Origin of the sequence: Aeromonas sp. 603079, from assembly GCF_049172135.1 — a bacterium.
Lineage (GTDB): Bacteria > Pseudomonadota > Gammaproteobacteria > Enterobacterales > Aeromonadaceae > Aeromonas > Aeromonas veronii.
This window is the reverse complement of sequence record NZ_JAAKPX010000005.1, coordinates 139,806-166,143: the sequence shown is the minus strand read 5'-3', so window position 1 is coordinate 166,143 and position 26,338 is coordinate 139,806. Positions and strand designations below refer to the sequence as shown.

Annotated in this window: 24 protein-coding genes and 1 pseudogene; 10 read left to right on the top strand and 15 right to left on the bottom strand. The window is 56.3% G+C overall.

Annotated elements, in window-relative coordinates; genetic code table 11:
- Positions 1 to 70 precede the first annotated feature (70 nt).
- From G5287_RS05190 to rlmB, 3 genes are read right to left on the bottom strand one after another with little or no spacing between them, the layout of a single operon-like run.
- The gene (locus G5287_RS05190) at positions 71 to 526 is read right to left on the bottom strand and encodes a GNAT family N-acetyltransferase (protein ID WP_227341421.1); all 456 of its coding nucleotides are present in this window, start codon (positions 524 to 526) and stop codon (positions 71 to 73) included.
- A 56-nt stretch (positions 527 to 582) separates the two neighbouring features.
- The gene (locus tag G5287_RS05185) at positions 583 to 1,155 is read right to left on the bottom strand and encodes a Crp/Fnr family transcriptional regulator (RefSeq protein WP_159162904.1); all 573 of its coding nucleotides are present in this window, start codon (positions 1,153 to 1,155) and stop codon (positions 583 to 585) included.
- A 2-nt stretch (positions 1,156 to 1,157) separates the two neighbouring features.
- On the bottom strand, positions 1,158 to 1,907 hold the full coding sequence (rlmB, locus tag G5287_RS05180; RefSeq protein ID WP_265061576.1) for a 23S rRNA (guanosine(2251)-2'-O)-methyltransferase RlmB: 750 nt from the start codon (positions 1,905 to 1,907) through the stop codon (positions 1,158 to 1,160).
- Positions 1,908 to 2,743: 836 nt separating this feature from the next.
- Here rlmB and G5287_RS05175 point away from each other — a divergent pair.
- From G5287_RS05175 to G5287_RS05165, 3 genes and pseudogenes are all read left to right on the top strand, one after another.
- Positions 2,744 to 3,436: a DUF4145 domain-containing protein gene (locus G5287_RS05175; RefSeq protein ID WP_421230975.1), complete on the top strand. Its 693-nt coding sequence runs from the start codon at positions 2,744 to 2,746 to the stop codon at positions 3,434 to 3,436.
- Positions 3,437 to 3,719: 283 nt separating this feature from the next.
- Positions 3,720 to 3,902, top strand: a pseudogene (locus G5287_RS05170) (DUF645 family protein).
- Positions 3,903 to 4,090: 188 nt separating this feature from the next.
- Positions 4,091 to 4,972 carry a hypothetical protein gene (locus G5287_RS05165; RefSeq protein WP_421230974.1) on the top strand — a complete coding sequence of 294 codons (882 nt, stop codon included), beginning with the start codon at positions 4,091 to 4,093 and terminating at the stop codon, positions 4,970 to 4,972.
- A gap of 297 nt (positions 4,973 to 5,269) precedes the next feature.
- Here the strand turns inward: G5287_RS05165 and rnr are convergent, their stop codons facing one another.
- Positions 5,270 to 7,657 (bottom strand): ribonuclease R, encoded by a 2,388-nt coding sequence (gene rnr, locus G5287_RS05160; RefSeq protein WP_042052453.1) that lies wholly within the window; start codon positions 7,655 to 7,657, stop codon positions 5,270 to 5,272.
- A 134-nt stretch (positions 7,658 to 7,791) separates the two neighbouring features.
- Between rnr and G5287_RS05155 the strand changes: the two genes are divergently transcribed.
- Complete coding sequence (locus G5287_RS05155) at positions 7,792 to 8,814, top strand: GGDEF domain-containing protein (RefSeq protein WP_047434508.1); 1,023 nt, start codon at positions 7,792 to 7,794, stop codon at positions 8,812 to 8,814.
- Positions 8,815 to 8,943: 129 nt separating this feature from the next.
- On the opposite strand, the gene ompA is transcribed toward G5287_RS05155, so the two are convergent.
- Together ompA and G5287_RS05145 are read right to left on the bottom strand one after the other, a co-directional pair.
- Positions 8,944 to 9,981, bottom strand: coding sequence for a porin OmpA (ompA, locus tag G5287_RS05150; RefSeq protein ID WP_227341426.1), 1,038 nt, complete (start codon positions 9,979 to 9,981; stop codon positions 8,944 to 8,946).
- Between the two features lie 265 nt (positions 9,982 to 10,246).
- Positions 10,247 to 11,284 carry an SGNH/GDSL hydrolase family protein gene (locus G5287_RS05145; protein WP_227341427.1) on the bottom strand — a complete coding sequence of 346 codons (1,038 nt, stop codon included), beginning with the start codon at positions 11,282 to 11,284 and terminating at the stop codon, positions 10,247 to 10,249.
- Between the two features lie 254 nt (positions 11,285 to 11,538).
- Here G5287_RS05145 and G5287_RS05140 point away from each other — a divergent pair, with 254 nt between their 5' ends.
- Positions 11,539 to 11,925: a YgiW/YdeI family stress tolerance OB fold protein gene (locus tag G5287_RS05140; protein ID WP_005335826.1), complete on the top strand. Its 387-nt coding sequence runs from the start codon at positions 11,539 to 11,541 to the stop codon at positions 11,923 to 11,925.
- Positions 11,926 to 12,010: 85 nt separating this feature from the next.
- Here the strand turns inward: G5287_RS05140 and mltC are convergent, their stop codons facing one another.
- The 3 genes from mltC to mutY form a co-directional block, all read right to left on the bottom strand.
- Positions 12,011 to 13,114, bottom strand: coding sequence for a membrane-bound lytic murein transglycosylase MltC (gene mltC / locus G5287_RS05135; RefSeq protein ID WP_042052484.1), 1,104 nt, complete (start codon positions 13,112 to 13,114; stop codon positions 12,011 to 12,013).
- 117 nt (positions 13,115 to 13,231) lie between these two features.
- A complete protein-coding gene (locus G5287_RS05130) occupies positions 13,232 to 13,504 on the bottom strand; it encodes an oxidative damage protection protein (RefSeq protein ID WP_005335828.1) in 273 nt (90 codons plus the stop codon).
- 8 nt (positions 13,505 to 13,512) lie between these two features.
- Positions 13,513 to 14,565: an A/G-specific adenine glycosylase gene (gene mutY / locus G5287_RS05125; RefSeq protein ID WP_421230973.1), complete on the bottom strand. Its 1,053-nt coding sequence runs from the start codon at positions 14,563 to 14,565 to the stop codon at positions 13,513 to 13,515.
- A gap of 237 nt (positions 14,566 to 14,802) precedes the next feature.
- On the opposite strand from mutY, the gene G5287_RS05120 reads away from it, so the two are divergent.
- Positions 14,803 to 16,041 carry a multifunctional CCA addition/repair protein gene (locus G5287_RS05120; protein ID WP_216952086.1) on the top strand — a complete coding sequence of 413 codons (1,239 nt, stop codon included), beginning with the start codon at positions 14,803 to 14,805 and terminating at the stop codon, positions 16,039 to 16,041.
- 118 nt (positions 16,042 to 16,159) lie between these two features.
- On the opposite strand, the gene G5287_RS05115 is transcribed toward G5287_RS05120, so the two are convergent.
- Together G5287_RS05115 and G5287_RS05110 are read right to left on the bottom strand one after the other, a co-directional pair.
- Positions 16,160 to 17,758 (bottom strand): BCCT family transporter, encoded by a 1,599-nt coding sequence (locus G5287_RS05115; protein WP_005335834.1) that lies wholly within the window; start codon positions 17,756 to 17,758, stop codon positions 16,160 to 16,162.
- A gap of 9 nt (positions 17,759 to 17,767) precedes the next feature.
- On the bottom strand, positions 17,768 to 18,295 hold the full coding sequence (locus G5287_RS05110) for a hypothetical protein (protein WP_216954452.1): 528 nt from the start codon (positions 18,293 to 18,295) through the stop codon (positions 17,768 to 17,770).
- Between the two features lie 163 nt (positions 18,296 to 18,458).
- Between G5287_RS05110 and G5287_RS05105 the strand changes: the two genes are divergently transcribed.
- Complete coding sequence (locus G5287_RS05105) at positions 18,459 to 18,938, top strand: MarR family winged helix-turn-helix transcriptional regulator (RefSeq protein ID WP_216952087.1); 480 nt, start codon at positions 18,459 to 18,461, stop codon at positions 18,936 to 18,938.
- A gap of 71 nt (positions 18,939 to 19,009) precedes the next feature.
- Here the strand turns inward: G5287_RS05105 and G5287_RS05100 are convergent, their stop codons facing one another.
- Positions 19,010 to 19,591 carry a YjaG family protein gene (locus G5287_RS05100; RefSeq protein WP_216952088.1) on the bottom strand — a complete coding sequence of 194 codons (582 nt, stop codon included), beginning with the start codon at positions 19,589 to 19,591 and terminating at the stop codon, positions 19,010 to 19,012.
- Positions 19,592 to 19,753: 162 nt separating this feature from the next.
- On the opposite strand from G5287_RS05100, the gene G5287_RS05095 reads away from it, so the two are divergent.
- A complete protein-coding gene (locus G5287_RS05095) occupies positions 19,754 to 20,698 on the top strand; it encodes a D-2-hydroxyacid dehydrogenase (RefSeq protein ID WP_421230972.1) in 945 nt (314 codons plus the stop codon).
- Positions 20,699 to 20,770: 72 nt separating this feature from the next.
- On the opposite strand, the gene mepM is transcribed toward G5287_RS05095, so the two are convergent.
- Positions 20,771 to 22,108, bottom strand: coding sequence for a murein DD-endopeptidase MepM (gene mepM, locus G5287_RS05090; protein ID WP_216952090.1), 1,338 nt, complete (start codon positions 22,106 to 22,108; stop codon positions 20,771 to 20,773).
- Positions 22,109 to 22,367: 259 nt separating this feature from the next.
- Between mepM and G5287_RS05085 the strand changes: the two genes are divergently transcribed.
- Positions 22,368 to 23,666, top strand: coding sequence for a LapD/MoxY N-terminal periplasmic domain-containing protein (locus G5287_RS05085; RefSeq protein ID WP_421230971.1), 1,299 nt, complete (start codon positions 22,368 to 22,370; stop codon positions 23,664 to 23,666).
- A complete protein-coding gene (locus G5287_RS05080) occupies positions 23,663 to 24,604 on the top strand; it encodes a TAXI family TRAP transporter solute-binding subunit (RefSeq protein WP_227341429.1) in 942 nt (313 codons plus the stop codon). The genes G5287_RS05085 and G5287_RS05080 overlap by 4 nt, the downstream gene beginning before the upstream one ends.
- On the opposite strand, the gene G5287_RS05075 is transcribed toward G5287_RS05080, so the two are convergent.
- A complete protein-coding gene (locus G5287_RS05075; protein WP_005335848.1) occupies positions 24,599 to 25,273 on the bottom strand; it encodes a transglutaminase-like cysteine peptidase in 675 nt (224 codons plus the stop codon). The genes G5287_RS05080 and G5287_RS05075 overlap by 6 nt on opposite strands.
- 67 nt (positions 25,274 to 25,340) lie before the next feature.
- Positions 25,341 to 26,279 carry a zinc ABC transporter substrate-binding protein ZnuA gene (gene znuA / locus G5287_RS05070; RefSeq protein ID WP_323896567.1) on the bottom strand — a complete coding sequence of 313 codons (939 nt, stop codon included), beginning with the start codon at positions 26,277 to 26,279 and terminating at the stop codon, positions 25,341 to 25,343.
- Positions 26,280 to 26,338 lie beyond the last annotated feature (59 nt).

The window sequence follows — 26,338 nt, the reverse complement described above, 5'->3', positions numbered from 1 at the left end:
GCCTGGCGATAAAGAGAAGGGCCATCCCGCGGGATGGCCCTTCTGCATTCTGAATCACTCTGACGAGTGGTTATTCCACCACTCTGCGCATCCCCATATGGGGGATATCATCTTCGAGATAGCCTTCCCCTTCCGCCACAAAACCATGTTGGCCGTAGAAGCCCTGCAGATGAGCCTGAGCACCAAGCCAGATGCTGTGGGTCGGCCAACGTGCCTCGCACGCTTTGACCGCCTCGCCGATCAGCTTATGACCAAGACCACCGCCACGCGCCTTTGGTGAGGTCACCACCCGACCGATGGCGGCACCGCTCTCGTCGCCGATGCCGGGCGCCATGATCCGCGCATAGGCGGCCAGCAGCTCGCCCTGATAGCCGAGCAGGTGCCAGACCCCTTCGCGGCGATCGAGCCCGTCCAGATCCTGAAAGGGGCAGGTCTGCTCCACCACGAACACCTCGGCCCGCAGCGCCAGCAACTCATACAACTCGTCAGTGGTCAGTTCAGACCAGGGTTTCAGGATCCAGTTCATCGGCAACTCCTTATCAGTTCGGCCTGCCAGCATAATCGTGGCGCCAGCGCCCTGCATTAACCTTTGTTAAGTTCTTTCAGCCGTTTGCGAATGCGACTAAGACTGATGGGAGTGATACCGAGATAGGCGGCGATCTGGTGGTCGGGCACTCTGGCATCGAGTGCGGGAAAGCTGTCGAGAAAGTGCTGATAGCGCGCCTGCGGGCTGCCGGTCAGCAGCAACTGCTCCTTCTCCTCCTTGATGCGCAGCTGCACCTCCAGCAGGTGCTGGTACCAGCGCGGCCAGCCGGGCAGCTGGCGCAAGTCGACCAGACTGAACAGCTGCAGATGGCAGGGTTCCAGCGCCTCCACGCTGTAGCGGGCTGGCTCGCCACTGAGCAGGTGGTGGAAGTCGAGAAACTCGTCCCCCTCCCAGTAGAACTCCTTGATGTACTCGCGGCCATCCTCCAGCACCAGCTTGGCCCGCAGCAGCCCCTGCTCCACCCTGACCAGCAGATCCGGGCTGTCACCGGCGTGCCAGAGGCAGCTTTTCGGGCTGAGGGTCAGCGGGCGGGCAAAAGAGAGGAGGCGCGCGGCCTCCTCTTTATCTGCGACCTGCGCCCAATCGAAGGGGGGTCTGTCAGTCAGCATGATTAACCGCGACGCTGACGCACGGCTTCAAACAGGCAAACGCCGGTTGCCACCGAGACGTTGAGGCTGGATACCGCCCCTGCCATCGGGATGCTCACCAGCTCGTCGCAATGCTCGCGGGTCAGACGGCGCATGCCTTTACCTTCAGCCCCCATCACCAGCGCCATCGGGCCGGTCAGTTTGGCCTGATAGAGGTCGTGATCCGCCTCGCCAGCGGTGCCGACAATCCAGACGCCGCGCTCCTGCAACTCGCGCATGGTGCGGGCCAGGTTGGTAACCTGAATGAGCGGCACCACTTCGGCCGCGCCACAGGCAACCTTGCGCACGATCGGGGTCAGGCCGGTGGCCTTGTCCCGCGGCACGATGACAGCATGAGCCCCGGCAGCATCGGCGCTGCGCAGGCAGGCACCGAGATTGTGCGGATCGGTCACGCCATCCAGCACCAGCAGGAAGGGCTGGTTCTGTTGTGCCGCCAACTCATCCAGCAGGCTGGCCAGATCGTGCTCTGCCAGCTTCGGCGCCTCTTTCACCCGAGCCATGATGCCCTGGTGATTGTTGCCCTCCGCTTTATCGTCGAGTGTCTTGCGGTTCACGCTCTGCACCTTGAGGCCGAGGGACCCCAGCTCGGCCAGCAGGGGCTGCAGCCGGTCGTCATCGCGTCCCTTGAGTGCCCACACTTCGATGAAACGCTCCGGGGTGCGCTCCAGCAGCGCGGTGACAGCGTGAATGCCGTAGATCAGTTCAGTGCTCATGTTCAAGATCCGTAGGTCGGGTCGCATAAATGCGCCCCGAAGAAAAATGGCCGTACCGGCAGCCTGACCACCATTATGCTGGCGTCGTCACCGGTCGCTAAATGATGACGCATCATACCAGAGAGACCGGCATCTAGGGAGGAGGAAGCTGCTCGGCCAAGCACCTGCCGCTATATCGAGCCCTTCGGCGGCACATGGAGGCAAGCCAATCATGGCCTGTTAGCCGCTATGCGGCGCTCAAAACGATAGGTGTCCCAATTTCAGTTTCCCAATTTCAGTTCATTGAAGATCAGCCCTTTCCTTGTTGATATTCGACTTCAACACGGCTCAGGATGACTAATTTATTGATCTTGCCCAGAAAACTATCATCTCCCACTTCCCTCTCCAGCATCGCTCGCTAACATAGCCGTTTGGCAACAGCCTCGTCGGAGTCACCCATGGGTCAGGCCTACGCCGCATCACAGGTTAACAACAGCAGGCTGAAGGCTGAAATTCAGGGGCGGTAGCCTTGCCTGATGACGTGAATAAGCGAGTGGAGCGATAACTCAAAATGGTGACGGCCTCATTTTCATTCATACCCTGTTTACGCAGGCGTGATGAGGCGATGCTTTCCAAGACTGATCTGTGCACTGTTTTTTCACACAGTGCTAATGGTGGTGCAAGAAAAGGAAGTCAAGCGAATACGCTCGGCACAAAAAGCAATCTGGTAACATTACGGTTTAATGATAATTTTCACTTGGCGGCAATAAAGATGTTACGGAGTTATATGGAATTCTCTGCTAACTGATTAGTACCGCCTTCCATCTAATCACTGTTATGTGTAAAAAGGAAATCGAATGAGCTTTTCATGGAACTGCCCTTTCTGTAATCACCATTCAACAATTACAGACCACAACGCAGGCAATAGTCGATATGGATTTAGTTTTGGCAATAAGTATGGCTATCAGGCTGTAAAAACTCACGTTGTTTCGTGTCCCAATCCGGAATGCAAAGAGTACACGTTAACAGTCACTCTGCACGATCATGTGCAACAGGAGGGACAGTGGAAAGACCTCAAGGCCAAAAAAACCTGGAGCCTTATCCCTCAGGCGCAGGTCAAAGTTTTTCCTGATTACGTACCGAACCAGATCATCAGTGATTATGAAGAAGCTTGCCTCATTCGTGATTTATCACCAAAAGCATCAGCAACACTGTCACGGCGGTGCATTCAGGGAATCATAAGAGATTTCTGGAGCGTCAAGAAGGGAAGGTTAGTTGACGAAATCGAAGCCATCCAAGAAAAGGTAGACCCTGTCACTTGGGCAGCAATAGATGCCGTTAGAAAGATAGGGAATATCGGGGCGCATATGGAAAAGGATATCAATCTAATAATTGATGTTGACCCTAGAGAAGCTGGGCTTCTAATTGGCCTTATCGAAAATCTGATCAATGATTGGTATGTCGTCAGAGAGGAAAGAAAGAAGAGAATGGCAGAGATTGTTGCTGTGGCTGAAGAAAAGGCTGAAGTTAAGAAAGGAAATAACACATAAAAAATTGCTCCATTTGACGCAGCGCTCTACGTTACTTTTTGTGCACTCGCTTGCACTCATTTTTGCACAAAAATCCACTACAACCGCTGCGTAAATGAGCAAGGCGTTAGCTTCTTTAAGGCTAGAACCATCAAAATCTAAGCTCATTTGCTGTGAAAATTCAGCTTTTAGCGTTCAAACTTCACAACTTGGCTTTCGAGTTTTTCAGATGCTGATTTGGTAGAAAGTGTTGAATGTTCAGCAGTTTCAAAATCGCTGAAAACCATCAAGCTTCGATGCTTCAATGTTGCTGGATGTTCCACACGGAAAGTTTGGTTTCACAAAAGGCAGTATCATCGCTGTGATCTGGTTTTCTTTGTCGTGGACTCTTAACCGTGGCCAACTTAGCCTTGATCGTTTTAAGTTTTGACAGCCAACCTCACAGCTTTTGGCGTTGGACGTGTGCTTGCTTGATGCTTTTGCGTAAAATTTATTTTCGAACAAATGTGTTAAAGAGTGATGGTGAAACAATAGGCTACGAAGCTAACAAACGCCTCAAGAGGGACTGTCAACGCGTGGCGTTTCCAGTCCCAATGAGCCGAGGTGGTTACGGTTGTTGTGTTTGAGTTTCGTGTAAATGCGTTGCCAGCCCCTTAGGCGGGCGTTAGAGGTAAAATGAACTCATTTATTACTCATACACTGATGATGCTGGAAGATATGGGTATGTCTATTAGATATCCTGATATTCGTCATGTAACTTTTTCTGATGACGGAACTAGCACTGTTCATATGAGCTTCTGTTGCATGACCGGCAACAGAGTGAGCATTGAACATAATCAACAAATGAAGTTCATGATGATATTTACGGTGTTGGACTTTTTTATAGATACCAAATATCCCGAGTTAGAAGGCTTGTCATTCGCTCAGAAATATAGACAAATTCCGTGTGATAACGATAAAGAGTTGATGCTTCGCGAACTATATAGAGTGGCAAAAGTAATACGTAATTCGATTGTTCATAGCCCTTCATCATTTGATATGTCTGGCAATCATCTTAATGTAGATTATCAGTTTAGAAGTACAGATTTTTCCTTAAAAATATCCTTTGATGCTCTCATGTATTTTTATACATCACTAGTGATGTTTTCCAAAGGGGATTTGGGTGATGGCAACTATTTCCTTGGGATAATTAGATCTCTCTACAGCAATGTCGTCTCAGGAATAGTTTGTTTTTCTGATGAGTTTGGGAGCCAACTTAATATGCCATCTGATGGATTAAAGATTAAACCATATGTGAGAGAGATTGTAATGCACCCTGATTACGAAGTCGAAGATGGCCAAGTGAAGATAAAATTTAATGAAAGAAACACTCCGGAATGGCAAGGTATGGACTTTTATATTGAGTACAATGGAGCCGGCATTTTGGTTCCAATGGAAGCCTTAATGTCTGATTTCACTATAGGTGAGCAAGATTTGATCAACAACTGGAGGCACAGTCATCCATTTCCTCCACTCAAGAAAACCTCTAACAATGCATTGCAGCGGACGAGCAGCTGAATGCGGCGTAATAGAATAGGACTCCCACCTTTCTGATCGCCGCGTAGCGACCTATAGAATGGTAATCGCGCAAGGAGTGTGCTGCTAGCTATAGGCACAGAGCTTGGCCGAGCTCCGCCCAGAATCTAAGTCACTCCCCTTTTCGCTGACCATAAAAAATCCGAACCCCGGTAACAGGGTTCGGATTTTTTTTTCGTTTCCGGGACTATCAGGCGCTAGGGAAGATAACCCGGGGCCATCACATCAGCCCCTTACTACCTCAGCCCGGGTCGCCGGACCTAGGCCATGGCCGAGGGCTTACCCCTTGGCCTTATCGCGCGCTTTTTTGCTCGGTCGTCTGTTGCTCGGTTTGGCGCGGCCACCCTTGTCGGATTTGCCGTGATCCTTGCCCTCTTTACGTTTTTCGTGGCGCTGGGCGCTCTTGGCCTTCTCTTTCTTGATCTCGGCCTGCTTGCGCGCCATCTCTTTGGCGTTCTTGCCGGTGGCCTTGAGCGGCTCTTCCACCATCACGAAGTCGATCTTGCGATCGTCCAGGTTCACGCCCATCACCTTGACGCGCACCTTGTCGCCCAGACGGTAGCGACGGCGGAAGTTCTCGCCAATCAGCTGCATGTGCAGGGGATCAAACTGGTAGTAGTCGTTGGTGAGGGTGCTGACGTGCACCAGACCGTCGATATGGATCTCAGCCAAACGGACGAAGAAGCCAAAGCCGGTGACGCTGGCGATAACGCCGTCAAACTCGTCACCCACGTGATCCAGCATGTACTCGCACTTGAGCCAGTCGGCCACGTCGCGGGTCGCATCGTCGGCACGGCGCTCGGTCATGGAGCAGTGCTCGCCCATCGGGTCCACTTCTTCCAGCTGGTAGTGATAACCACCGCTCGGGGTCCACTTGTGGCGCAGGTTGCCCTGTTGCTCCTTGGCGGTCTGATACTTGATCGCCCGGTGCAGGATCAGGTCGGGATAGCGACGGATTGGCGAGGTGAAGTGCGCGTAGGACTTCAACGCCAGACCGAAGTGACCGATGTTGTCAGCCTGATAGATGGCCTGACGCATGGAGCGCAGCAGCATGGTGGAGAGCAGCTCCGCATCCGGGCGACCTTCAAACTTGGCAGCCAGCTCTGCGAAATCTTTCGGCTCGGGCTCGAGACCGCCCTTGAGCTCCAGACCCAGTTCGGCCAGGAAGTCACGGAAACCGGTCAGACGCTCTTCGCCCGGACGGTCGTGCACCCGGAACAGGGCGGCGGCTTCGTTCTTCTCGATATAACGGGCAGCTGCCACGTTCGCCTGGATCATGCACTCTTCGATGATCTTGTGGGCGTCGTTGCGCACCAGCGGCACGATGCGGTCGATCTTGCGCTGGGCGTTGAAGATGAAGCGGGTCTCCTCGCTCTCGAACTCCACCGCGCCACGCTGGTGACGGGCATGCTTGAGCGCCTTGTAGAGGTTGTTCAGCTCCTCGATATGGCCCACCAGCGGATCGTACTGCTGACGCAGCTTGGGATCCCCATCGAGGATCGCGGCAACCTTGGTGTAGGTCAGACGGGCGTGAGAGTTCATTACCGCTTCGTAGAACTTGTAGCCGGACATGCGGCCAGCGGCGGAGATGGTCATCTCGCACACCATGCAGAGACGGTCAACTTGCGGGTTCAGGGAACACAAGCCGTTGGAGAGCACCTCAGGCAGCATGGGCACCACGAACTCGGGGAAGTAGACGGAGTTGCCGCGCTGATACGCTTCGGCATCCAGCGCCGTGCCGGGCTTCACGTAGGCGGAAACGTCAGCAATGGCAACCCACAGACGCCAGCCGCCACCGCGTTTGGCTTCACAGAAGACGGCGTCATCGAAGTCGCGGGCATCTTCGCCGTCGATGGTCACCAGCGGCAGGGCGCGCAGGTCGATGCGGCCCTCTTTGGCTTTCTCCGGCACCTGCTCACCGAGACCGGCAACCTCTTTGGTCACCTCTTCCGGCCAGGTGTGCGGGATACCGTGGGTACGCAGGGCAATTTCGATCTCCATGCCCGGCGCCATATTCTCGCCCAGCACTTCCAGTACGGTGCCGACGGCATTGATGCGGGAGGTGGCGCGCTGATTGATGCGCACAACCACGACCTGGCTCTGGCGAGCCCCTTTGTTTTCCCCTTCCGGGATGATGATGTCCTGGCCGATACGGCTGTCATCCGGCACCACGAAACCAACGCCATTCTCGACGAAGTAACGGCCGACAATGTCTGCCTCACGGGACTTGAGCAGGCGCACCAGACGCGCTTCCTGACGCCCCTTGCGGTCGATCTCGGTCGGCTGCACCAGCACGTAATCGCCATGCATCAGGCGTTGCATCTCTCGGTTGTTCAGATACAGATCCGGACCACCACCTTCCGGACGCAGAAAACCGAAGCCATCCTTGTGGCCGATTACATAACCTTTGACCAGATTCAGGCGATCCGGCAGGGCATAACATTGGTTGCGAGTGAATACCAGTTGTCCATCACGCTCCATGGCGCGCAGACGACGACGCAAGGCTTCCAACGGCTCTTCATCTTTCAGCTTGAGGACCTTGGCCAACTCTTCACGGGACATGGGCTTTTCATGGCCCTTGATGAGTTCCAGGATCAACTCGCGACTGGCGATGGGGTTATCGTATTTTTCGGCCTCGCGTTCGAGGAAAGGATCTTTTTGAGACATAAGCAGGCCTTAGGGTAGGTGGTAACGGTGCCATTATATCGGAGGGGGGGGCGAATGGCATCCATCGGCTGCCTTTTGGCCAATCTCTCTGTCATACTATCTTCAGTTCGCTGGCATGATGAGACACAGAACTCATGAGTAAGGACACATTTGCCCAATCTGCCGCCTATCTCAAGCAGGCAGTTCCCCTGATGATCAAGTACCAAATCCCAACTACGCCGGACAACTACCACCTCTGGTACAACTATGTCTCGGCCAGCATGCCCGAACTCAACCAGGCGATCGATCAAGCCATCAAACTGCAGGGAACCTGCTCCCTCACTACCTGCGAGCGCCTTTATCACCAATATCTGGCTGCGCAGGACGAACAGCAGATGGAGGCGATGAAGCTCAACCTTGCAGCCATGGCCAACGAGCTCGGCCACTCCATGCAGGATGCCATCTCCGATACCGGTATGTTTCAGGAGATGCTCGACAAGAGCTTCGACAAGTTAAGTAAGATCGACGATGAGGGGCTGAGCCTGGAAGATACCATGGGCATCTTGCGAGACTTGGTGCGCGAATCGCGGGATGTACGCATGTCCACCATGCACTTTCGCAGCCAGCTCAGCAATGCCGAGAAGGAGATCAAGGAGCTGCGTGCCGCGCTCAACGAAACCCGCAAACTGGCCAACGAGGATGCACTCACCAACCTGCTCAACCGCCGCGCCTTCGATCTGGAGCTGGAGGGGTTGATCCGCAGTCAGCACCCCTTTTCACTGATCCTCGCCGATATCGATCGGTTCAAAAATTTCAACGACGAGTACGGTCACCTGCTCGGCGATCAGGTGCTGCGTGCCTTTAGCAAACGGCTGCGCGATGCCTGCAAGGAGGGGGTCACCGCCTATCGGCTGGGTGGGGAAGAGTTTGCCATGCTGGTTCCCCATCGCTCGCTGGCGCTGGCCAGACAGATGGCGGAGAGCATGCGCCGCGCCATCGAGCGGATGTCGATTCTGGATCGCAAATCTGGCCGCCGCATCGACCACATCACCGCCTCGTTTGGCGTGGGCGAGTTCAACGGTCAGGAGAGTGCAGACTGTCTGGTCGAACGTACCGACAAGCTGCTCTACAAGGCCAAGGAGCTGGGGCGCAACCGGGTTATGCCGCTCCCTTCCTGATTTGTCCTCTGTCCGACCGCAATGCCAATGTAAAAAGCCAGTCAGCTCAACTGACTGGCTTTTTGGCCTCTCTTGCTCCAACAGGGGCTGTTAATTCCAGCCCCTGTGGAGAGCTGCTCAGTGTGAAGATTACTCCTGCACCTCGCTGACACCTTCGACTTTCACATCAACACGGCGATCCGGAGCCAGGCAGACGATCAGCTCACGCTTGGACTTGCTGACGCAGCTGTCGCCGGTAACCGGTGAGGATTTACCACGCCCTTCCACATTGATCTTGGCGGCCGGGATCCCTTTACCAACCAGATAGTTGGCGACGGTCTGGGCACGCTGCTCAGAGAGTTTCTGGTTGTAGGCATCGGAACCGATACGGTCGGTGTGACCAATTACGGTTGCCACGCCATCTTTGGGTCGAGCCTCTTCAATCTGGCTGTAGAGGCTATCCAGAGCCTGACTGGCCTCTGGCTTGAGGGTCGCCTTGTTGAAGTCAAACAGCACATCAGAGCTCAGGGTGAACTGCTTCTCGACCATCACAGGCTCGGGAGCCGGGGCTGGTGCCGGAGCGGGTGCCACGGGGGCAACCTGACCAAAGCGATAAACCGCTGCCAACGACAGCAAGCCGTTATCCATTCTCAGGCCGGTATCATCACGGCTGCCATACGGGGTGGTGTACTGGTACTCTAGGCGAGCAGCCCAGTCGAGGTTAAACGCATACTCGGCACCCAGAGCACCGACCATGACAAAGCGGCTGTCATCCTTGTAGAGATCGCTCTTGGTATCAGCCCAGCCATAACCGCCACCGACACGACCATACAGATCCAGATTATCGGTAACCGGGAAACCCAGTTTCAGGGTCAGTTGGGCCAGCTGTGCTTTCACTTCATCACTGAAAGCGCCTGCCGCCGTAGTCGCATCGTATTTGTAATTGCCCAGGTAGTCGTAACCCAGCTCCAGCCCCAGATTTTTGTTGATCTGATAGCCGCCGAACACACCCGCACCCAGGGCATCGTTGGTCTCATTGCCAAGCGTCAGGGCATTGCTTTCATCAATGCCGTAGAAGTTGGACCAACCCAGTTTGGCACCACCATACCAGGTGTTGTCCTGACCGGCCGCCTGGGCATTGGCCGCCAGCAAGCCGGTAACCAGCAAGGTAATCAATGATTTTTTCATATCTGAGCCTCTGCAACTTTGTGTAGGAGGAGGTTGATTGATATCAACTCGTCTTCTAGGCGCAATCGCCCAAAAGCGATCACTGCAGATAAACGTTAGCCTATTTTCAAGTCACTGATATCAATTAACAAAAAACACTCTAACGCAACCACGTTACAAAAACAGCAACAAACGTTTGTTATTTGAACTGAATGTGACGCAAAAAGACGCACAGATGAGGGCTGAAAGGGAAAAAAGGCCAGCAACATGCTGGCCCGAAGCGATATCAGTGACGAACAAACTCGTAGTGCTGATCGATAAAGTCAGCAACACGCTGGCTCAGTACCTTGTGCACCGTCCTGGTCGGATGCACCTGATCCCAGAACATATGCTCATCGCAGTTTAGAGTCGCTGCTCGCCCTTTTGCCTGCCCGCTCACCACCGCCTGCGCCAGGATCGGGTTACCGGCAATAGCCACTCTTTCGGAGAAACTTAAAGCCGGGGTCGCAGCCACCTCGGCGGCGCTGCCGGAGAATGGCTTCCACATATAGCCACCACCGTAGCAGGAGTGCTCAGTGTCACTCAGACCAAACTGCTGGGGATCGCGCATCATCTCGTCAAACTGCTTGTCCACTTCGAACAACTTCACGATGCCAAGGGGAGCCAGCTCTCGAGTGAGATTCTGCAACTTCTGGTTGTGGTAGCTGGCCACATGGCGCACCTTCTCCACCACCTTCATGCTGCGGGCTGACGGGGTCTGCCCCAGATCAGGAATGTTGAACAGCAGGATCTGCTGCGCACCGTTGAGCACCAACCGGTTGGATGCCAGACGGATGGTATCGATCACCCGATCCGCATCCCGCTCGGTGTTCCAGCCATAGGCCAGATAGTCGTTGGCTCCGACCCAGATCACCACCAGATCATCGGGACGGAACTTGTCCTTTTTCAGGAACTGATCGATCTCGTAATCGAGGTTGTTGATCACCTGATATTTGGGATCCCAGGACCAGAAACCGAGCCAGCCGTTCAGGGCGCCCAGATGGTTATAGGCCACCGCCGTTGCACCGCCTTCCGCCTCGTTGGCCACGACCAGACCGGGGAAGCGCTCGTCACCCAACTGCTCCAGCCACACCGGGCCGTTGCTGAAACGCCCGTTGAAGTAAGGTGGGCTGGAGGGGAGATACCCCCGCATCTTCTTGTACATCTTGCCGGTGTCGGAGAGGCTGTCACCAAACATCACGACCCGGGAAAAAGGTTGACGTCCCTCTGCCGCTTGCGCGGTCAATGCCATTAACCCCAATAAACAAACAAGCCATTTTTTCATATTGTTATGCTCTTCGATTAAGCAGGTGAGACCTGCGGACTTCTCCTCGAGTGGCGACAGGCATGGGAAGAGTCTGCTGCCACTGACTTCTGGTGAAGGCGACAGATTACAGTTCCAGATGAAATCACACATGTTCCGCCACCGATGAAATCGCTTGCGCTCACAAAACAGACAATCACACCAGCCTATTTCTTTCACGCTTGTTTCACGCCACCCCCGGCACAATGCCCTCATACCAACGACAGGAGTATGAAATGAACAAGGCAAGCGCAAGCGTAATCGGACTGTTGACCCTGATGTCTGTCTCCTCTTTTGCCATGGCGGCCTATACCGGCCCGCAGGAGCAGAACAAGGTTTCCGTTGCTCAACTGAAAGATCTGGCCGATGACAGCTGGGCCACCTTGGAAGGGAAACTGGTCAAGCACCTGGGCGGCGAGAACTATCTGTTCCGCGATGCCAGCGGTGAAGTGGAGGTCGAAGTGGATCAGGATGTGTGGCGTGGCACCGAAGTGGGCCCGGATGATCAGATCCGCATCCGTGGTGAAGTGGACCACAGCTGGAACAAGACCGAAGTGGAAGTGAAAACCCTGGAGAAAGTGGGCGCGGCCCCGCAGACCAAGGGCGGCTTTATCGCCAAATAAGGCCACTTCAACGACGAACTGGCCAGACGTTAAAAGGGCGCTTGATATCAAGCGCCCTTTTGCATGGTTAACCCAGCATCACCGCTTAACCGGCCCGACTGGCAAAGGCTCTCTTGAACCCCTTCTCGGCCTGATTGACCTTGTAGAGGTAACGGCGCGCCTCCTCTTTGGGATGCTGCTCGGTCAACACCTGATAGACCGCCTCGGGGGAGAGCCGGTTGATCCGACCCGGCGCCGCCTTGCGATCGCTGGAGAAGGTATTGAGTACCCCGCCAGCACCACCGTTATAGGCGGAGATCACCGCATAGCGACGGGAGCGCGGATCCTCGATATCCGCCAGATAGACGGTCTGCAACAGGTGCAGATAAGCGGTACCGACATCGATGTTGTAGGCCGGGTTGAACAGCTCCTCCCGGGTCGGCTGGCCGTTCTTGCCCTTGACCCGAACATAGACGTCACGACCGGCGGTAGCCGGGATCACCTGCATCAGGCCATAAGCGTTGGCATGGCTCACCGCATAGGGGTTGAAGCTGCTCTCGGTCTTGATCACCGCATAGATCAGGCTCTCCGGCACGCCGTATTTGCGCGACGCTTCCCGGATGATCCCCGCATACTTGTAGCCCCGTCGATCTTCATGGTTGGCCACCATGGGAATATCGACGAAGAAGATGGTGCGAATCCCCAAAGTGCGCTTCTTCATCGCAGTGTTGAGCAGGTAATCGGCATAACGCTCGGCGCGCCAGGAGGCGCGGATTGGCTGGCGCTGATTGTCCAGCACCTGACCGTAGAGGAAGGGCTCGCCACCAGTCAGAATTTCCCGGTCGGAGTAAAGATCCACTTCGGCCGGATCGTCCGGCGTCAGCAGGGTCTCGATGATGGCGCGACGCAGGTGAGCGCGGGGATCGATGCCCGAGACCGTCTCCACCATGATGTGACCGCTGGAGAAGTCGATGTGGGCCCGGCTCTTGTACTGATCCGTGTATTTGACGTAGTCAAACTTGCCCGCAAACAGCGCCTCCCGCCCCCATATCTCGTTCACGTTATGGGAGAGCGCGCTGATCATGTGTTCAAAACCGCGGATGTCCTTGCCGTTGACCAGATCGTCATCCTCACTCCCGCTGGGCTTGGGGGAGGATGAGCAGGCAGAGAGAAACAGCAGGGTGCACAGCAGCCAAAAAATTCGGCCCATAGGATCCTCAAACCGGGCAGCAGAGCTGCCCATCATTCATTTGCTGCGACTTCAGGAGCGGTCACGCCAGTGTGGCGCCATTCCCGCACCTGTTCACACGTACAACAGCCGGAGAGCTTACTGGGCAGGCGGGGTGTAACCTTCGATCTGCACTTCACCTGCATCAAACAGGTAGCTGACCATCTCTTTTTCCAGCAGTTGGCGATGCTCAAGATTCATCATGTTGAGCTTTTTCTCGTTGATCAGCATCACCTGCTTCTTCTGCCACTCGGCCCAGGCTTCCTTGCTGATGTTGTCAAAAATCCGCTTGCCGAGCTCACCGGGATAGAGTTGGAAATCCAGACCCGGGCCCTCTTTTTTCAGGCGTTGGCAAAATACAGTACGGCTCATGTTGACCTCTATGGTTGTAACTCTGGATAGGCGAGCAGGCGGGCCGTGGCGGCCGCCAGCCCCACCTCGGCAGGATGGCGTAAGTTATACCAGAGTCGGTTATCTGCTTCCATGAGCCGCAGCGGCTGCGCCTCATCAATGTCAATCAGCAGCGGCTGAATATCGAGATGGAAGTGGCTGAAGGTATGGCGAAAACCGGCCAGTTCACGATAACCGTGATGGCTCAGGCCAAGGGACGCCAGCAGACCATCCACCTCCGCCAGCGAGGCCACCTGCGGGAAGCAGTAGAGCCCGCCCCAGATCCCCTGTGGCGGCCGCTTCTCCAGCAATAACTCGTCACCATGGCGGATCAACAACATGACGCCATCGCGGGCCGGAATGCTCTTTTTCGGCTTGCTGTTGGGATAAGCGGTAGGCTTGCCTTGCGACAGCCCCTGGCAATCGGCCCGCACCGGACAGCGATCACAGGCAGGCTTGCTGCGGGTGCAGATAGTGGCCCCGATATCCATCATTGCCTGATTGTATTGCGCCACCCCCAGCTTGGGGGTCAGCCGGATGGCGATCTCCCACAGCTCGTTCTCCACCTGTTTTTGGCCGGGCCAGCCCGGCAGCGCCAGCCAGCGGGTGAGTACACGCTTCACATTGCCATCAAGGATGGCGTGGGGCTGACCCAGAGAGAGCGACAGCACGGCCCCGGCGGTTGAGCGACCAATGCCCGGCAGCGCCATCACCTCGTCAAAGCGCTCGGGAAAGAGGCCATGGTGATGATCGCGGATCTGCTGGGCCGCCTTGTGCAGGTTGCGGGCCCGGGCGTAGTAGCCAAGCCCGGTCCAGTGGTGCAGCACCTCGTCGACAGGGGCATCGGCCAGCGCCACCACATCGGGGAAGCGCGCCATAAAACGCTGGTAGTAGGGGATCACGGTAGCGACTTGGGTCTGCTGCAGCATGATCTCCGAGATCCAGACCCGGTAAGGGGTCTTCTCCTGCTGCCAGGGCAGGGTTTTGCGGCCATGAAGCTCGTACCACTCCAGAACCCGGCTTGCGAAGGTTGATTGATTCACGTTGTGCTCATGTCGTTGATATATGGGGAACTCTGCGGTTCCTTCGGCTCATCTGGCCTGCGCGGGCATAAAGTCATCCCGCAGCACAGCGCCAGCTGTCTGGTGCGGCAGCGTAAGGCCTCGTCACGCCCAAGTCAAAGCCGCGCTGACTGGCGCTGCGGGCAGGTGGTGGTCAGGCAGCAAAGCGGTAACAAAGACGATATACTCGGCCCCACGATTGATGACGGGAGAGACGGTTTGCAGACTTATCTGGTTGGGGGCGCAGTGCGGGATCGCCTGCTGGGGTTGCCGCAGGGCGACAGGGATCATCTGGTGGTCGGCGCCACCGTGGAACAGATGCTGGCGCTGGGTTTTACCCAGGTCGGTCGCGACTTTCCGGTATTTCTTCACCCCAAAACCCAGCAGGAGTATGCCCTCGCCCGTACCGAACGCAAACAGGGTCAGGGCTACACCGGCTTTGTCTGCCACGCCGCCCCCGATGTGACGCTCGAGCAGGATCTGCTGCGCCGGGATCTCACCATCAACGCCATCGCCGAGGATGATCAGGGCCAGCTCCACGATCCCTACGGCGGCATCGAGGATTTGGAAAAACGGCTGCTGCGCCACGTTTCCCCTGCCTTTGCCGAAGATCCGCTGCGCATCCTGCGGGTCGCCCGCTTCGCCGCCCGCTTCCACGCTCAGGGCTTTACCATCGCGCCGGAGACCCTCGCCCTGATGAGCGAGATGACGGCCGCTGGCGAGCTAACCCACCTCACGCCGGAGCGAGTCTGGAAGGAGCTAGAGAAGGTGCTGCTGGGGCCAACCCCGCAGATCTTTATCGAGGTGCTGCGCCAGTGCGGCGCCCTAAAGGCGCTCTTCCCCGAAATCGACGCTCTGTTCGGCGTCCCCGCCCCGGCCAAGTGGCATCCGGAGATCGATACCGGCATCCACACCCTGATGGTGCTGGAGCAGGCGTGCCGGATCTCCCCCGAGCTGACAGTCCGCTTTGCCGCCCTCTGCCACGACCTTGGCAAGGGAGTGACCCCCAAGGAGTTCTGGCCCAGCCATCACGGTCACGGCCAGAAAGGGCTGCCGCTTATTCGCGCCCTGTGCGAGCGGTTCCGGGTACCCAATGAGTGCCGGGATCTGGCGCTGCTGGTGAGCGATCTGCACACCCACATCCATATTGCCTTTGAGCTCAAGCCCGCCACCCTGCTCAAAGTGTTCGACAAGGCTGATGCCTGGCGTCGCCCCGAGCGCTTTGCCCAGTTGCTGGATGCCTGCCGCGCCGACTTCCACGGCCGCACCGGTTTCGAGGAGCGGGTCTACGCCGAGCCGGACTATGTGGCCGAAGCGCTGGCTGCCGCCCAGGCAGTGCCGGTGAAAGAGATAGTGGCGGCCGGTTACAAGGGAGAAGAGATCAAGGAGCAGCTCGCCAAAAAGCGCACTGATGCCATTAGCCGCATCAAGGATGAGTGGACCTTTATCGAGGAGTAACCTCGGCCCCATAACAGACGGCCGCCCTGATGATGAGCTCCGCAAGGAGAGCATCGCCAGGGCGGCCGTTTTGCATCCAAGTTTATATGTAAGGGGGCGCTAACCCCTGCTGGTGCCGTTATGCAGGACCAATTCGCTCCATCAGGCTCATATGGGATGAGCCATCGTGGCGCTTGAGATTCTGGCGATACTCGAACTGGCGCTGGCTCTCCTGCTTGAGCCCCAGCATCAGCGAATAGCACATCGCCAGCATGATCACCGAGAAGGGCAGCGCCGCTATGATGCTGGCCGCCTGCAAGGCTGCCAGGCCGCCAGAGACCAGCAGGATAGCAGCAACCAGCCCCTGCCCCAGACCCCATACGGCGCGGTGCAGTACCGGCGGCTCCTGATCACCGATGGAGAGCAGAGTGGTGATGACCAGCGTGCCCGAGTCACTGGAGGTGATGAAGTAGGTGCAGATGAGCAGGGTCAGCACGGCCTTGGCGATCCAGCCGAAGGTATCCCAGTGCAGCAGTTCGACCGTCTTGTAGAGCGCCAGCGTCACATCCTGATTGACCGCAGCGACCACGCCGCCACCGCCAAACAGCTCCAGATTCATCGCCGTACCGCCAAACACGGTGAGCCAGAACATGCCGAGCAGCGAGGGTACCAGCAACACACCGAGCACAAACTCGCGGATAGTACGCCCCTTGGAAATACGGGCGATAAACATGCCGACAAACGGCGCCCAGGCAATCCACCAGCCCCAGTAAAACGCCGTCCAGCTCGACTGCCAGGCCGAGGTGCCGTTGGCCTCGGTGTTGGTCCAGAAGCTCAGTTTGACGATGTTCTGCAGGTAATCACCGATGTTCTGTACATAGGCGTTGAGGATATAGGTGGTCGGCCCCAGCACCAGAAAGAGTGCGAGTACGAAGACGCTCAGCCAGATATTGAGCTCGGAGAGGATCTTCACCCCGCGCCCGACCCCGGAAACCGCCGAGAGGGTGGCGATCAGGCTGATACCGCCAATCAGCCAAAGCTGGTTGGACTGCGACACTGCCATACCGAACATCTGGTTGAGGCCGGTATTCATCTGGGAGACCCCCAGACCGAGGGAGGTTGCCACCCCGAACACGGTGCCGAACACCGCCAGCACATCGGCCGCATGGCCCCAGAAGCCGTAGATGCGCTCACCGAGAATGGGGTAAAGCACGGAGCGAATAGCCAGCGGCAACTTGCGGCGATAACTGAAAAAAGCCAGCGACAAGCCAACGATCACATAGATGGCCCAGGGGTGCAGGCCCCAATGGAAAAAGGTGAGGCGCATGGCGATCTGGGCCGCTTCCGGGGTCATCCCTTCGGTAATGAACGGATTGCCCTGCAGATGGTTCATCGGCTCGGCGATGCTCCAGAACACCAGACCGATCCCCATGCCCGCGCTAAAGAGCATGGAGAACCAAGCGAAGTAGCCGAACTCCGGTACCTGGTCGTCGTCACCCAGCCGGATGCTGCCAAAACGGCTGAACATCAGGTAGACAGCGAAGAACAGGAACAGGGCGACCACCAGAATGTAGTACCACTTGAACCCGGCAATAATCTGATCCTTGGCACCGACAAACCAGGCGGCTGCGGTATCGGGAACAAAAACGCCAAACAGTAAAAACAGGGTGATCACGGTGAGGGCCGTCATGGCCATGGTGGGGTTGAGGCCTTTCAATAGCCCTTTGCTTGCTCGCATCCAGCCTCCTTAGTCGTTGTTGAAAAAGTCTTCGCCCACATGATCACCGGCCCCGCCGATGGCGCGATAGACCAGTTTGCCGGCTGCCTGTTCGCGGTGATCCACCAGCGAAACCGAGGGCTGGCCGTTCACGGCGTGACGCTTGCCGAGGAAGATGGCCATGGGGACACCCTGATTGGAGACACCGCTGGTGATCCAGAGGCGGTTGAAGTCGTAAGAGCCGCCGATGAACTCCAGCTGGGCCAGGCCGGTATCGAGGCCGGTCAGATAGAAGTTCATGGCGCTTTCGTCAGGAAAGAGGTGCACCAGCACATAGGCGTAGCGTAATTCATTCACCAACTCCTTTAGGTTGAAAGTACCTGTCTCACTGCAAGAGAGGGGTAACTCACCATCATAGTGGTGTACCTTGAGGTTGTTGGGGTCTTCATCATAGGCAGGCTGATAACGCACAAAAGCCGAGGTGTCCGGCAGTTCATAGCGCACTCTAACCACACGTAACTCGGCCACCAGAGACTTGATATCCAGCTCGTCATTCATCATCTCGCTCCTCAAATGTCAGGGTGAATTCCGTGAAATGCCCGACAACCTAACACAAAATTGATTAGAGCAAAAACCATTACAACAAAAACAATATTGACCTTGTAACGAATTAGGCGGAAAATTTTGCGCCTCTCCATAGCCCTCAAATGACGCACACCCCATGGAAAAACATGATGAAGTACTGGTCGCCCTGCGCCAGATTATTCGTGCCATCGACATGCACTCCAGGCGCTTGATCAAAGAAGCCGGGCTCACTTCCCCGCAACTATTGCTGCTAAAAGGGATCGACGAGCTGGGACAGATCTCCATGCGTCAGCTGGCCGATCACACCAACATGAGCCAGGCCACCGCCACTACCATCATGGACCGATTGGAGAGCCGTCAACTGGTGCAGCGCGTTCGCAGCAATACCGACAAGCGCAAGGTTCACGCGACACTGACTGACGCAGGCCGCGCCCTGCTGGCCCAGGCCCCGACCCCGCTGCAAGAGCGCTTCATCCAGCGTTTTCAGGCGCTGGAAGCGTGGGAACAGACCCTGCTGCTCTCCTCCCTGCAACGCATCTCCACCATGATGAATGCAGACGAAATCGACGCTGCCCCGGTGCTGAGCGTCAGACCCCTGACCGAAGAGCAAGCTTAAACAGCCACAGAATGACAGACATAAAAAAAGCTCCCGACCGGGAGCTTTTGTCTATCAGGCACCGGAGATAATTACTCTTCCAGGCTGATACCGATATTGGAGACGCCATCCTGAGAGGCGAATGCTCTGATAGCCAGGATACGATCGCTGTCGCGCTCATGGGCAACCCGCTTGAGCAACTCGACCTGAAACTCCAGCTCGGCCTCCATGTACTCGTGCTCGTAGAGCTCCTCTTCTGTCAGATCCCGCTCCTCCAGCAGCTCGATAAAACCGGCCACAGTGCCAACGGAGGCATGGCTGGCATCGTTGGCCTCTTCGCCAACCCGGCAGATCACCGAGTTGTAGGCGCAGCCCAGTGCCACACAGGCATCCAGCGCCGGATAGGCGCCGTAGGATTCAAACTTGCGGGGATCCGGGATATGGGCTTCTAACTCTTCGAGAATGGCTCCCAGATTGACACGTGAGCCCTTGACGGTCAGATAGTTCCACATCTGATCCAGCGCGTGCCGGAAGGCATCTGCATTGCCAAAACCGGAAGCCTGGCTGAACAGGGCATAGTTGGGGTACATGCGCTCTGCCAGCGCCAGGGTGTAGACGGTCTGTTGCCAAGGCTGTAGCTCGGCCAGTCGCTTATAAAACTTGTCACCAAACACTGGAGTCGGATCCTTTGCAAAATGTGGGGCAGATTGTAGCCCACGAGGGGCGTGGCGAAAACGAAAAAGCGCCCTGGTCGGCTATGTTGCGCTGGCAACTCGGGTAAGATGGGACGAGAGCGGCATCTTGTCGCGCCGCAAATTCTGATAAGGAACAAGAGTATGAGCCAACGTACCCTTCTTTTGCTCAGCCAGGATAATGCTCACTACGAACGTCTGCTCAAGGCGGCCAACCTCCCTCATCTGCGCATTCTGCGGGCCGACAACCCGAGCGATGCCGAACAACTTATCGGCGAGGCCCATATTCTGCTGGCAGAGCCAGCCCGCGCCAAGCCACTGCTGCCCAAAGCCAACAAGCTGAGCTGGTTCCAGTCCACCTATGCCGGGGTCGACGTGCTGCTCGATCCGGACAGTCGTCGCAACTATCAGCTCACCAACGTGCGCGGCATCTTCGGCCCGCTGATGAGCGAGTATGTCTTTGGTCATCTGCTCAGTCTGACACGCCAACTTCCTCTCTATCGGGAACAACAAAGACAACGACTCTGGCAGAGTCACCCCTATGAGGGGCTCAAAGGGAAAACCATGCTGATCCTGGGTACCGGCAGCATTGGCCAGCATATCGCCCACACCGGCAAACATTTTTGTATGAAGGTGCTGGGCATCAGCCGCAGTGGTCGGGAACGTGCCGGGTTTGACCAGGTTTATCAACTGCCTGCGCTCAACAAGATGCTGGCGCAGGCCGATGTCATCGTCAGCGTGCTGCCTGCCACCCGCGATACCCGTCATCTGTTCAATGCCGCGCGCTTCGAACACTGCAAACCGGGCGCCATCCTGTTCAACGTCGGTCGTGGCAGCGCTGTACACTCGGGTGACCTGCTCACAGCGCTGCGTACCGGCAAGCTGGCAATGGCGGTGCTGGATGTATTCGAGCAGGAGCCGCTGCCCGCCGACAGTCCACTGTGGGGACAACCCAACCTAATCGTCACCCCCCACAACAGCGCCTACAGCTTTCCAGAGGATGTGGCCCAGATATTTGTACGCAACTACATTCGCTTTATCGATGGCCAGCCACTGGATGGCAAGATTGACTTCGACAAGGGTTACTGACCAACACTGCTCATGCAAAAAAGCCCCGCCAGTCTGGCGGGGCCTTTTCATTTCAGCTAGTGGCTACAGCGATTAACCGGCGGCCAGCTCCTTGCGGTAGCTCTTCACCTTGGCCAGGAACTGGCGACGCTCCTTGCCACTGAGCGGTTCAGCCATCGGCAGCTTGGCGGTCATGGCATTAACCGGACGGTTGTTGATCCGCAGCTCGTAATGCAAGTGAGCACCAGTCGAGCGACCGGTATTGCCGGAGAGGCCGATCTTGTCGCCCATCTTCACCCGCTGACCGGTTTTGACCAGCAACTTGCTCAGGTGCAGATAACGGGTAGAGAGGGTTCGACCGTGCTTGATGACGATATAGGTACCCGCCAGCGGGTGGCTGGTCGCCTTCTGGACCACACCGTCACCCGTGGCCAGTACCGGGGTACCCACCGGAACGGCAAAGTCGGTCCCCTCGTGGGGACGGATAGCACCAGTCACAGGATGCTTGCGCGCGGGGTTGAAGTTTGAGCTGATCCGGTAACGACTGTGGGTCGGATAACGGCGGAAACCACGCTCCAGGCTGTTGCCCTGACCATCGTAATAGTTGCCATCATCGGAGAGCCAGGCCGACACCGTCTTGCCCTGACTGATCATTTCCACACCCAGCAGCTGGCTGTTACCGGTGCTCTTGCCCTCGACTGTCTCCTGGCGTACCAACACCTTGAATTTATCGCCCTTTTTCAGATCCTGGGCAAAGTTCATCCGCCACTGGAACAGGTTGGCAATCTTCTGGATATGATTGGCAGGAATGCCAGCATTGCGGGCACTGACATAGAAACTGCCGTTGATCACGCCACTGTAACGCTGCGGCTGCCACTCGACCTTCTCGTTGATCATGGAGGCAGTATAAGCATCGTCACTGCGCGCCATCACCAGCGTCTGCTTGATGTTCAAGCGGATCTTGAGTTGTTGCAGAATGTTGTCCTGATCGATCAGCAGCTCTATGGTCTGGCCCGGTTTCAATCTGGCCAGATAGTTCTTGCTGTCCGCATCAAGTACCTTGTAGAGAGTAGTGGTAGAGAGTCCCAGATTGTTAAAAATGGCGGTCAGGTTCTCACCATTACGCACTCGGTAATCCTGCCACTGCGGTGCGGTATCAACAGGGATATCGTCCTCTGCCGCACTCTGATCAACCAGTTCGTGGTCTGGGATTTCGTTAAAATCGGTGTTGTTTTCGTTGGTTGCCGTACCGGCGGTATCAATGGGCAACTCAAGGCGAAGAGGCCGCTCCAGGATATCCCCCGGCGCTGGCAGCAATGCCACTGCTGACAAGGTCATGGCCGTCAGCATCAGCATGGCGTAAAAATGTTTGCGGGGAACCGGTGGTTCCCAATTGGCAGCCTGTGCTACCAAGGGACGGAGACGTTTCATCCGCTATCCTGTATTTAGATCCAAGAGAGAGTATTGCGATGTCAGTTGTGACAAAACCGTATAAAACTGTTTTTTGGACAAAACAAATTACAAATAGTTCATCACAATCTGCATGAACCTCACATTTTATGCATAACACGCCCTGATGGGCAGAAATGATCGCCTTTTTTAACTATTTTTTCCTATTTTTAAGAGCCGGGTCGGACTCGATTCGGCATTAAAAATTCAAATGTTGCGATAATTTTTCCATGGAGTGGATATGACGTTATCAAAACTGTTGCGCTGGATAATCCTTGTACTGTTCCTGATTGGTGCAGTTATGTTGTTCGTTCTTGAAGTCTCCACAGTCCGCCAGTCAATCCTTGATCAGATGTCGGCCAATCTGGAGACCGCCATCACAGCCCTTGGACTGGTACTGCAAGGCACCCTGCTCAATGATGATCAGGTGCTGGCCGAAACCATCGTCAATGCCATGTTCGATGGCGGTTTCGTCAGCTCGGTCATGCTGGTGGATCCGGATGGTCAGGTGCTGTTTCAGAAGGTATTCCACTCTACCCAGCAGAATGTTCCCGGCTGGCTTCCCTCGGTTATCGGCATGCCCCCCGTCAAGATTGAGCAAGAGTTGACCGATGGCTGGCGCATGCTGGGCACTCTGACCCTTGAGGGACATAGCGGCTACGCCTATCAGCATCTGTGGAATGCCATCAGTCGCACCGGTCTGGCGCTGTTGGCGGGCCTCGTCGTATTTACCCTGATCATCTCCCTGGTGTGCAAACGCCTGCTGCAGCCCCTGGAGCAGATCAACCTGCAGCTGATCCGTATCCGCAAACACCAGTTCAACAGCACCCTGCCCACTCCCTGGTTGCAAGACCTTAAAGAGGTGGCACTTTCCATCAACCAATTGGTTTCCGAACGCAAACGGGATCTGCTGCAACAACGACTCAAGATCACCCAACTGGGAAAACAGCTTGCCCCAACCATGCCACAGCCACTGCAAGGGCTAAGCCCAATGCCGGAAGGCGGGCAACTGCAAAAATTTGTCTCCACACAAGGGGAGATCGCGCTCTATCAGCGTTTCTTGCCCAGTCAGCCCCTCGGTGCCGACAGCGCTCTCGCAACCATCCAGAGCGCCCTGCAACAGTGGCAGCACTCTCATATAGAGGGGATCTTGCTGCCCCTCTCCCTGCTCAATCACCCGCAATGGTCCGAGATCTCCCCCCTGCTAAGCCAGGGCCGCGGCAAAACACTGGATTGGCGCTGGGATGTGGTCACCTTTCCCGCCCACGGCCAAGCCACATTGGCTGCGTTGCAGGAACAGGGGTGTGAGCTCGCCTTCAGCGCCATTCCCCTCAATGCGGATACCTTCAATCAACTTGACCCGCTCAATCCCATTTTTATCAGCTGTCAGCTGACCGATGCGCCGCTCTACTGGAATCTGCTCTCCCAAACCATGCATGCTGCTGGCTATACCCTACTGGCAGAATCGGGAGAGTGTCGCGACATCGACAAACTGCGGACCTGGGGTATCGATGGTTATGCCAAGGAGGCGCAATCATGAAGAAGCTCGCCATGCTGTTGCCTCTGCTGTGGCAACCCGGCCTGATGGCTGAAACCGTCACTATAACCACCGGGGGTGAGCAGGGGATTTATCACCAGATAACCAAAGAGTTTTGCCGTCTGGCCCATGAGGTCGATGAGCAACTTGCGTGCACATTGCAGAGCTCATCGGGTTCAATAGAAAACCTGAAGCGGCTGAAGAGTGGCGAGACCGCCTACGCCATGGTGCAGTCAGACTGGCTATATCAGGCAAGCCAGGGCTTGGGCCCTTTTGCCACGCAGCCGCAACCTGAGCTGCGCGCCCTGTTTGCCACCCATGCCGAGCCCTTCACCATAGTGATCCGTGCCGATGGTGATATCACGTCACTGGAACAGCTCAAGCTCGCCCCCATCGATATGGGGTTGAAGAGCTCGGGAACCCGCCAGACGGCGCTGACCCTGTTCAACATCTTGGGAGCGAAAGAACAGGATCTCGATCTGAAAAGCATGGCCAACCTGCCGGATGCGCTCTGCAGCAAGCAGATCGACGCATTTGCATTGGTGATGGGGCATCCCAACCGGATTGTGCTCGACACCGCCAAACGTTGCGCGGTCACTTTCCTCCCCATCGATGGGGCCACCCGGGATCAGCTACTCAAGGGGGTCAAATATTACCAACGTAGTCAGGTGCCCGCTCGTATCTACCCCGGCAATCTGAAGGCAACGCCCACCTTTGCCATTGCCGCCACCCTGGTTACCAATGCCAGCATGCCGGAAGAGTCTGTCTATCGTCTGACCAAGGCCATGCTGACCCAGCAGACCAAGTTCAATGAGCAGACTTATGGCTACGCCAATATGTTTCACCGGGCACGCAATAAAACCGGCCCGGTGCTGAGTATTGAGCAGCATCCGGGCGCGGCGAAATATTTCGAGGAGCTGAAAGCGGCGGGCAAACTATAGCTGACGGCGGGGAGAGCGCAGTTGCTCGCTCGAGAAACGGGTCTTCATCGATGTCCACTGCGCCAACCGATCGGCGCTCCCCGCCAGCGTCCCTTCCCGCCGTGACTTCATGATCCAGATGCTTTTGGCATCGAAACTGTAAACGGGAATGAGATCGGTACGCTTGCTGCCCGGCAGGATCCGGCTGTTGATGTTGTCGAGCACCAGTGGGTCAGCCTTGGGCGTAGGGAAGTAGAGCGTCACCATGTGGAACTGGTTGTAACGCACAGCCTTGACGTAGGCCAGCCGCAGCTTCTTCTCATCCACCCCCAGCTCCATCAAGGTGTAGTACTTGGAGATGCTGTAATCCTCGCAATCCCCACCCCGGGCACCGATGAACTCCAGCGGATTGGCCCAGTAATCCTCATCCCCCCACAGCTTGGGATCCTCGCTGTAGGTCAGATTGTTGAAGTAGTTGTTCACCAGCTCGATCTTCTGCTGGTCGGTTGTACCCGCTCTGGGGGTGAGCAGGCGAGAAAATGCCTCGGCCCGCTGGATGGCCCGGCCACCATACACTTCCTGCAGCTTGGCCCGCAGGTCCGGACTGGCAATATATTCGGAAAGACGCGAAGCCTGCACGTTGGCGCAACATAGCGCCAACGTGCAGGCCGGGATCAACAACCATTTCATACCGGACACTCCATGTCAGATGCTGGAGGTCAGTATAGTCCGTCCGGATGAGAGACTCAGCCGCTAATCAGCGACATTGGGCAAATGCGTCTGCCAGTTGTTGCATGAATTGGGGATAACCATCCGGGCCAAGCGGCACCTGTTCACCCACCTCATCAAGCAACAGCACCTTGGCGCCAGTATTGCGTGCCACCGATTCGATCACTGCCGGTGAAAATTGCGGCTCGGCATAAATACAGCTCGCCTGCTTCTCTTCCAGTGCCTTGCGGATATCCACCAGGGTCTTGGCGCCCGGGCGACGCTCAGGGCTCACGGTAAAGTGACCTTTTGAACTCATGCCGTAATGGCGCTCCCAGTAGCCATACGCCTCGTGGAAGACAAAGTACCCCTTCTCATTCACTGCCTTCATCTGGCCGGCAATCACCTTGTCCTTGGCATCCACCTTGGCATCAAATGCCGCGAGGTTGGCGTCATAGCGAGCCTGATTGGCCGGATCCAGCTTGCCCAATTCACTTGCGATCGCCTTGGCAATCACCTTGGCCTGCGTCGGGCCAAGCCAGATATGGGGATCGACCCCTTCGTGATGATGTCCCTCATGCCCTTCATCATGATCATGGTTACCGTGCTCGTGGGCGGCATGATCGTGATCATCATGGTCATGGGAGTCATGACTATCCTGAGTCGCGTAGTTGAACAGCGGCATTCCCTCAACCTGAGTCAGGGCCAAAGCATGGGGATGATTGGCCAGCGGCTTGGCCATAAACCCTTCCAGCTCGGGGCCAACCCACACCACCAGCCCAGCACTGTTGATGCTGCGAATATCGGAGGGGCGCAGGGAGAAATCGTGGGGAGAGGCGCCGGTCGGCAACAATACCTTGGGCTCACTCACGCCGTCAGTGATCGCCGCAGCGATGAAGCCAAGGGGCTTGATGGTGGTCAGTACCTCAATGGCACGAACAGGCAAACTCACCGCCAGCAGGGCAGTAAAAAGCGCAATAATTCTCATTGGTGAATCTCGTCAGGGGGTGAGTATGTGATAATATAACAGCCGCTTTTTGTTATATT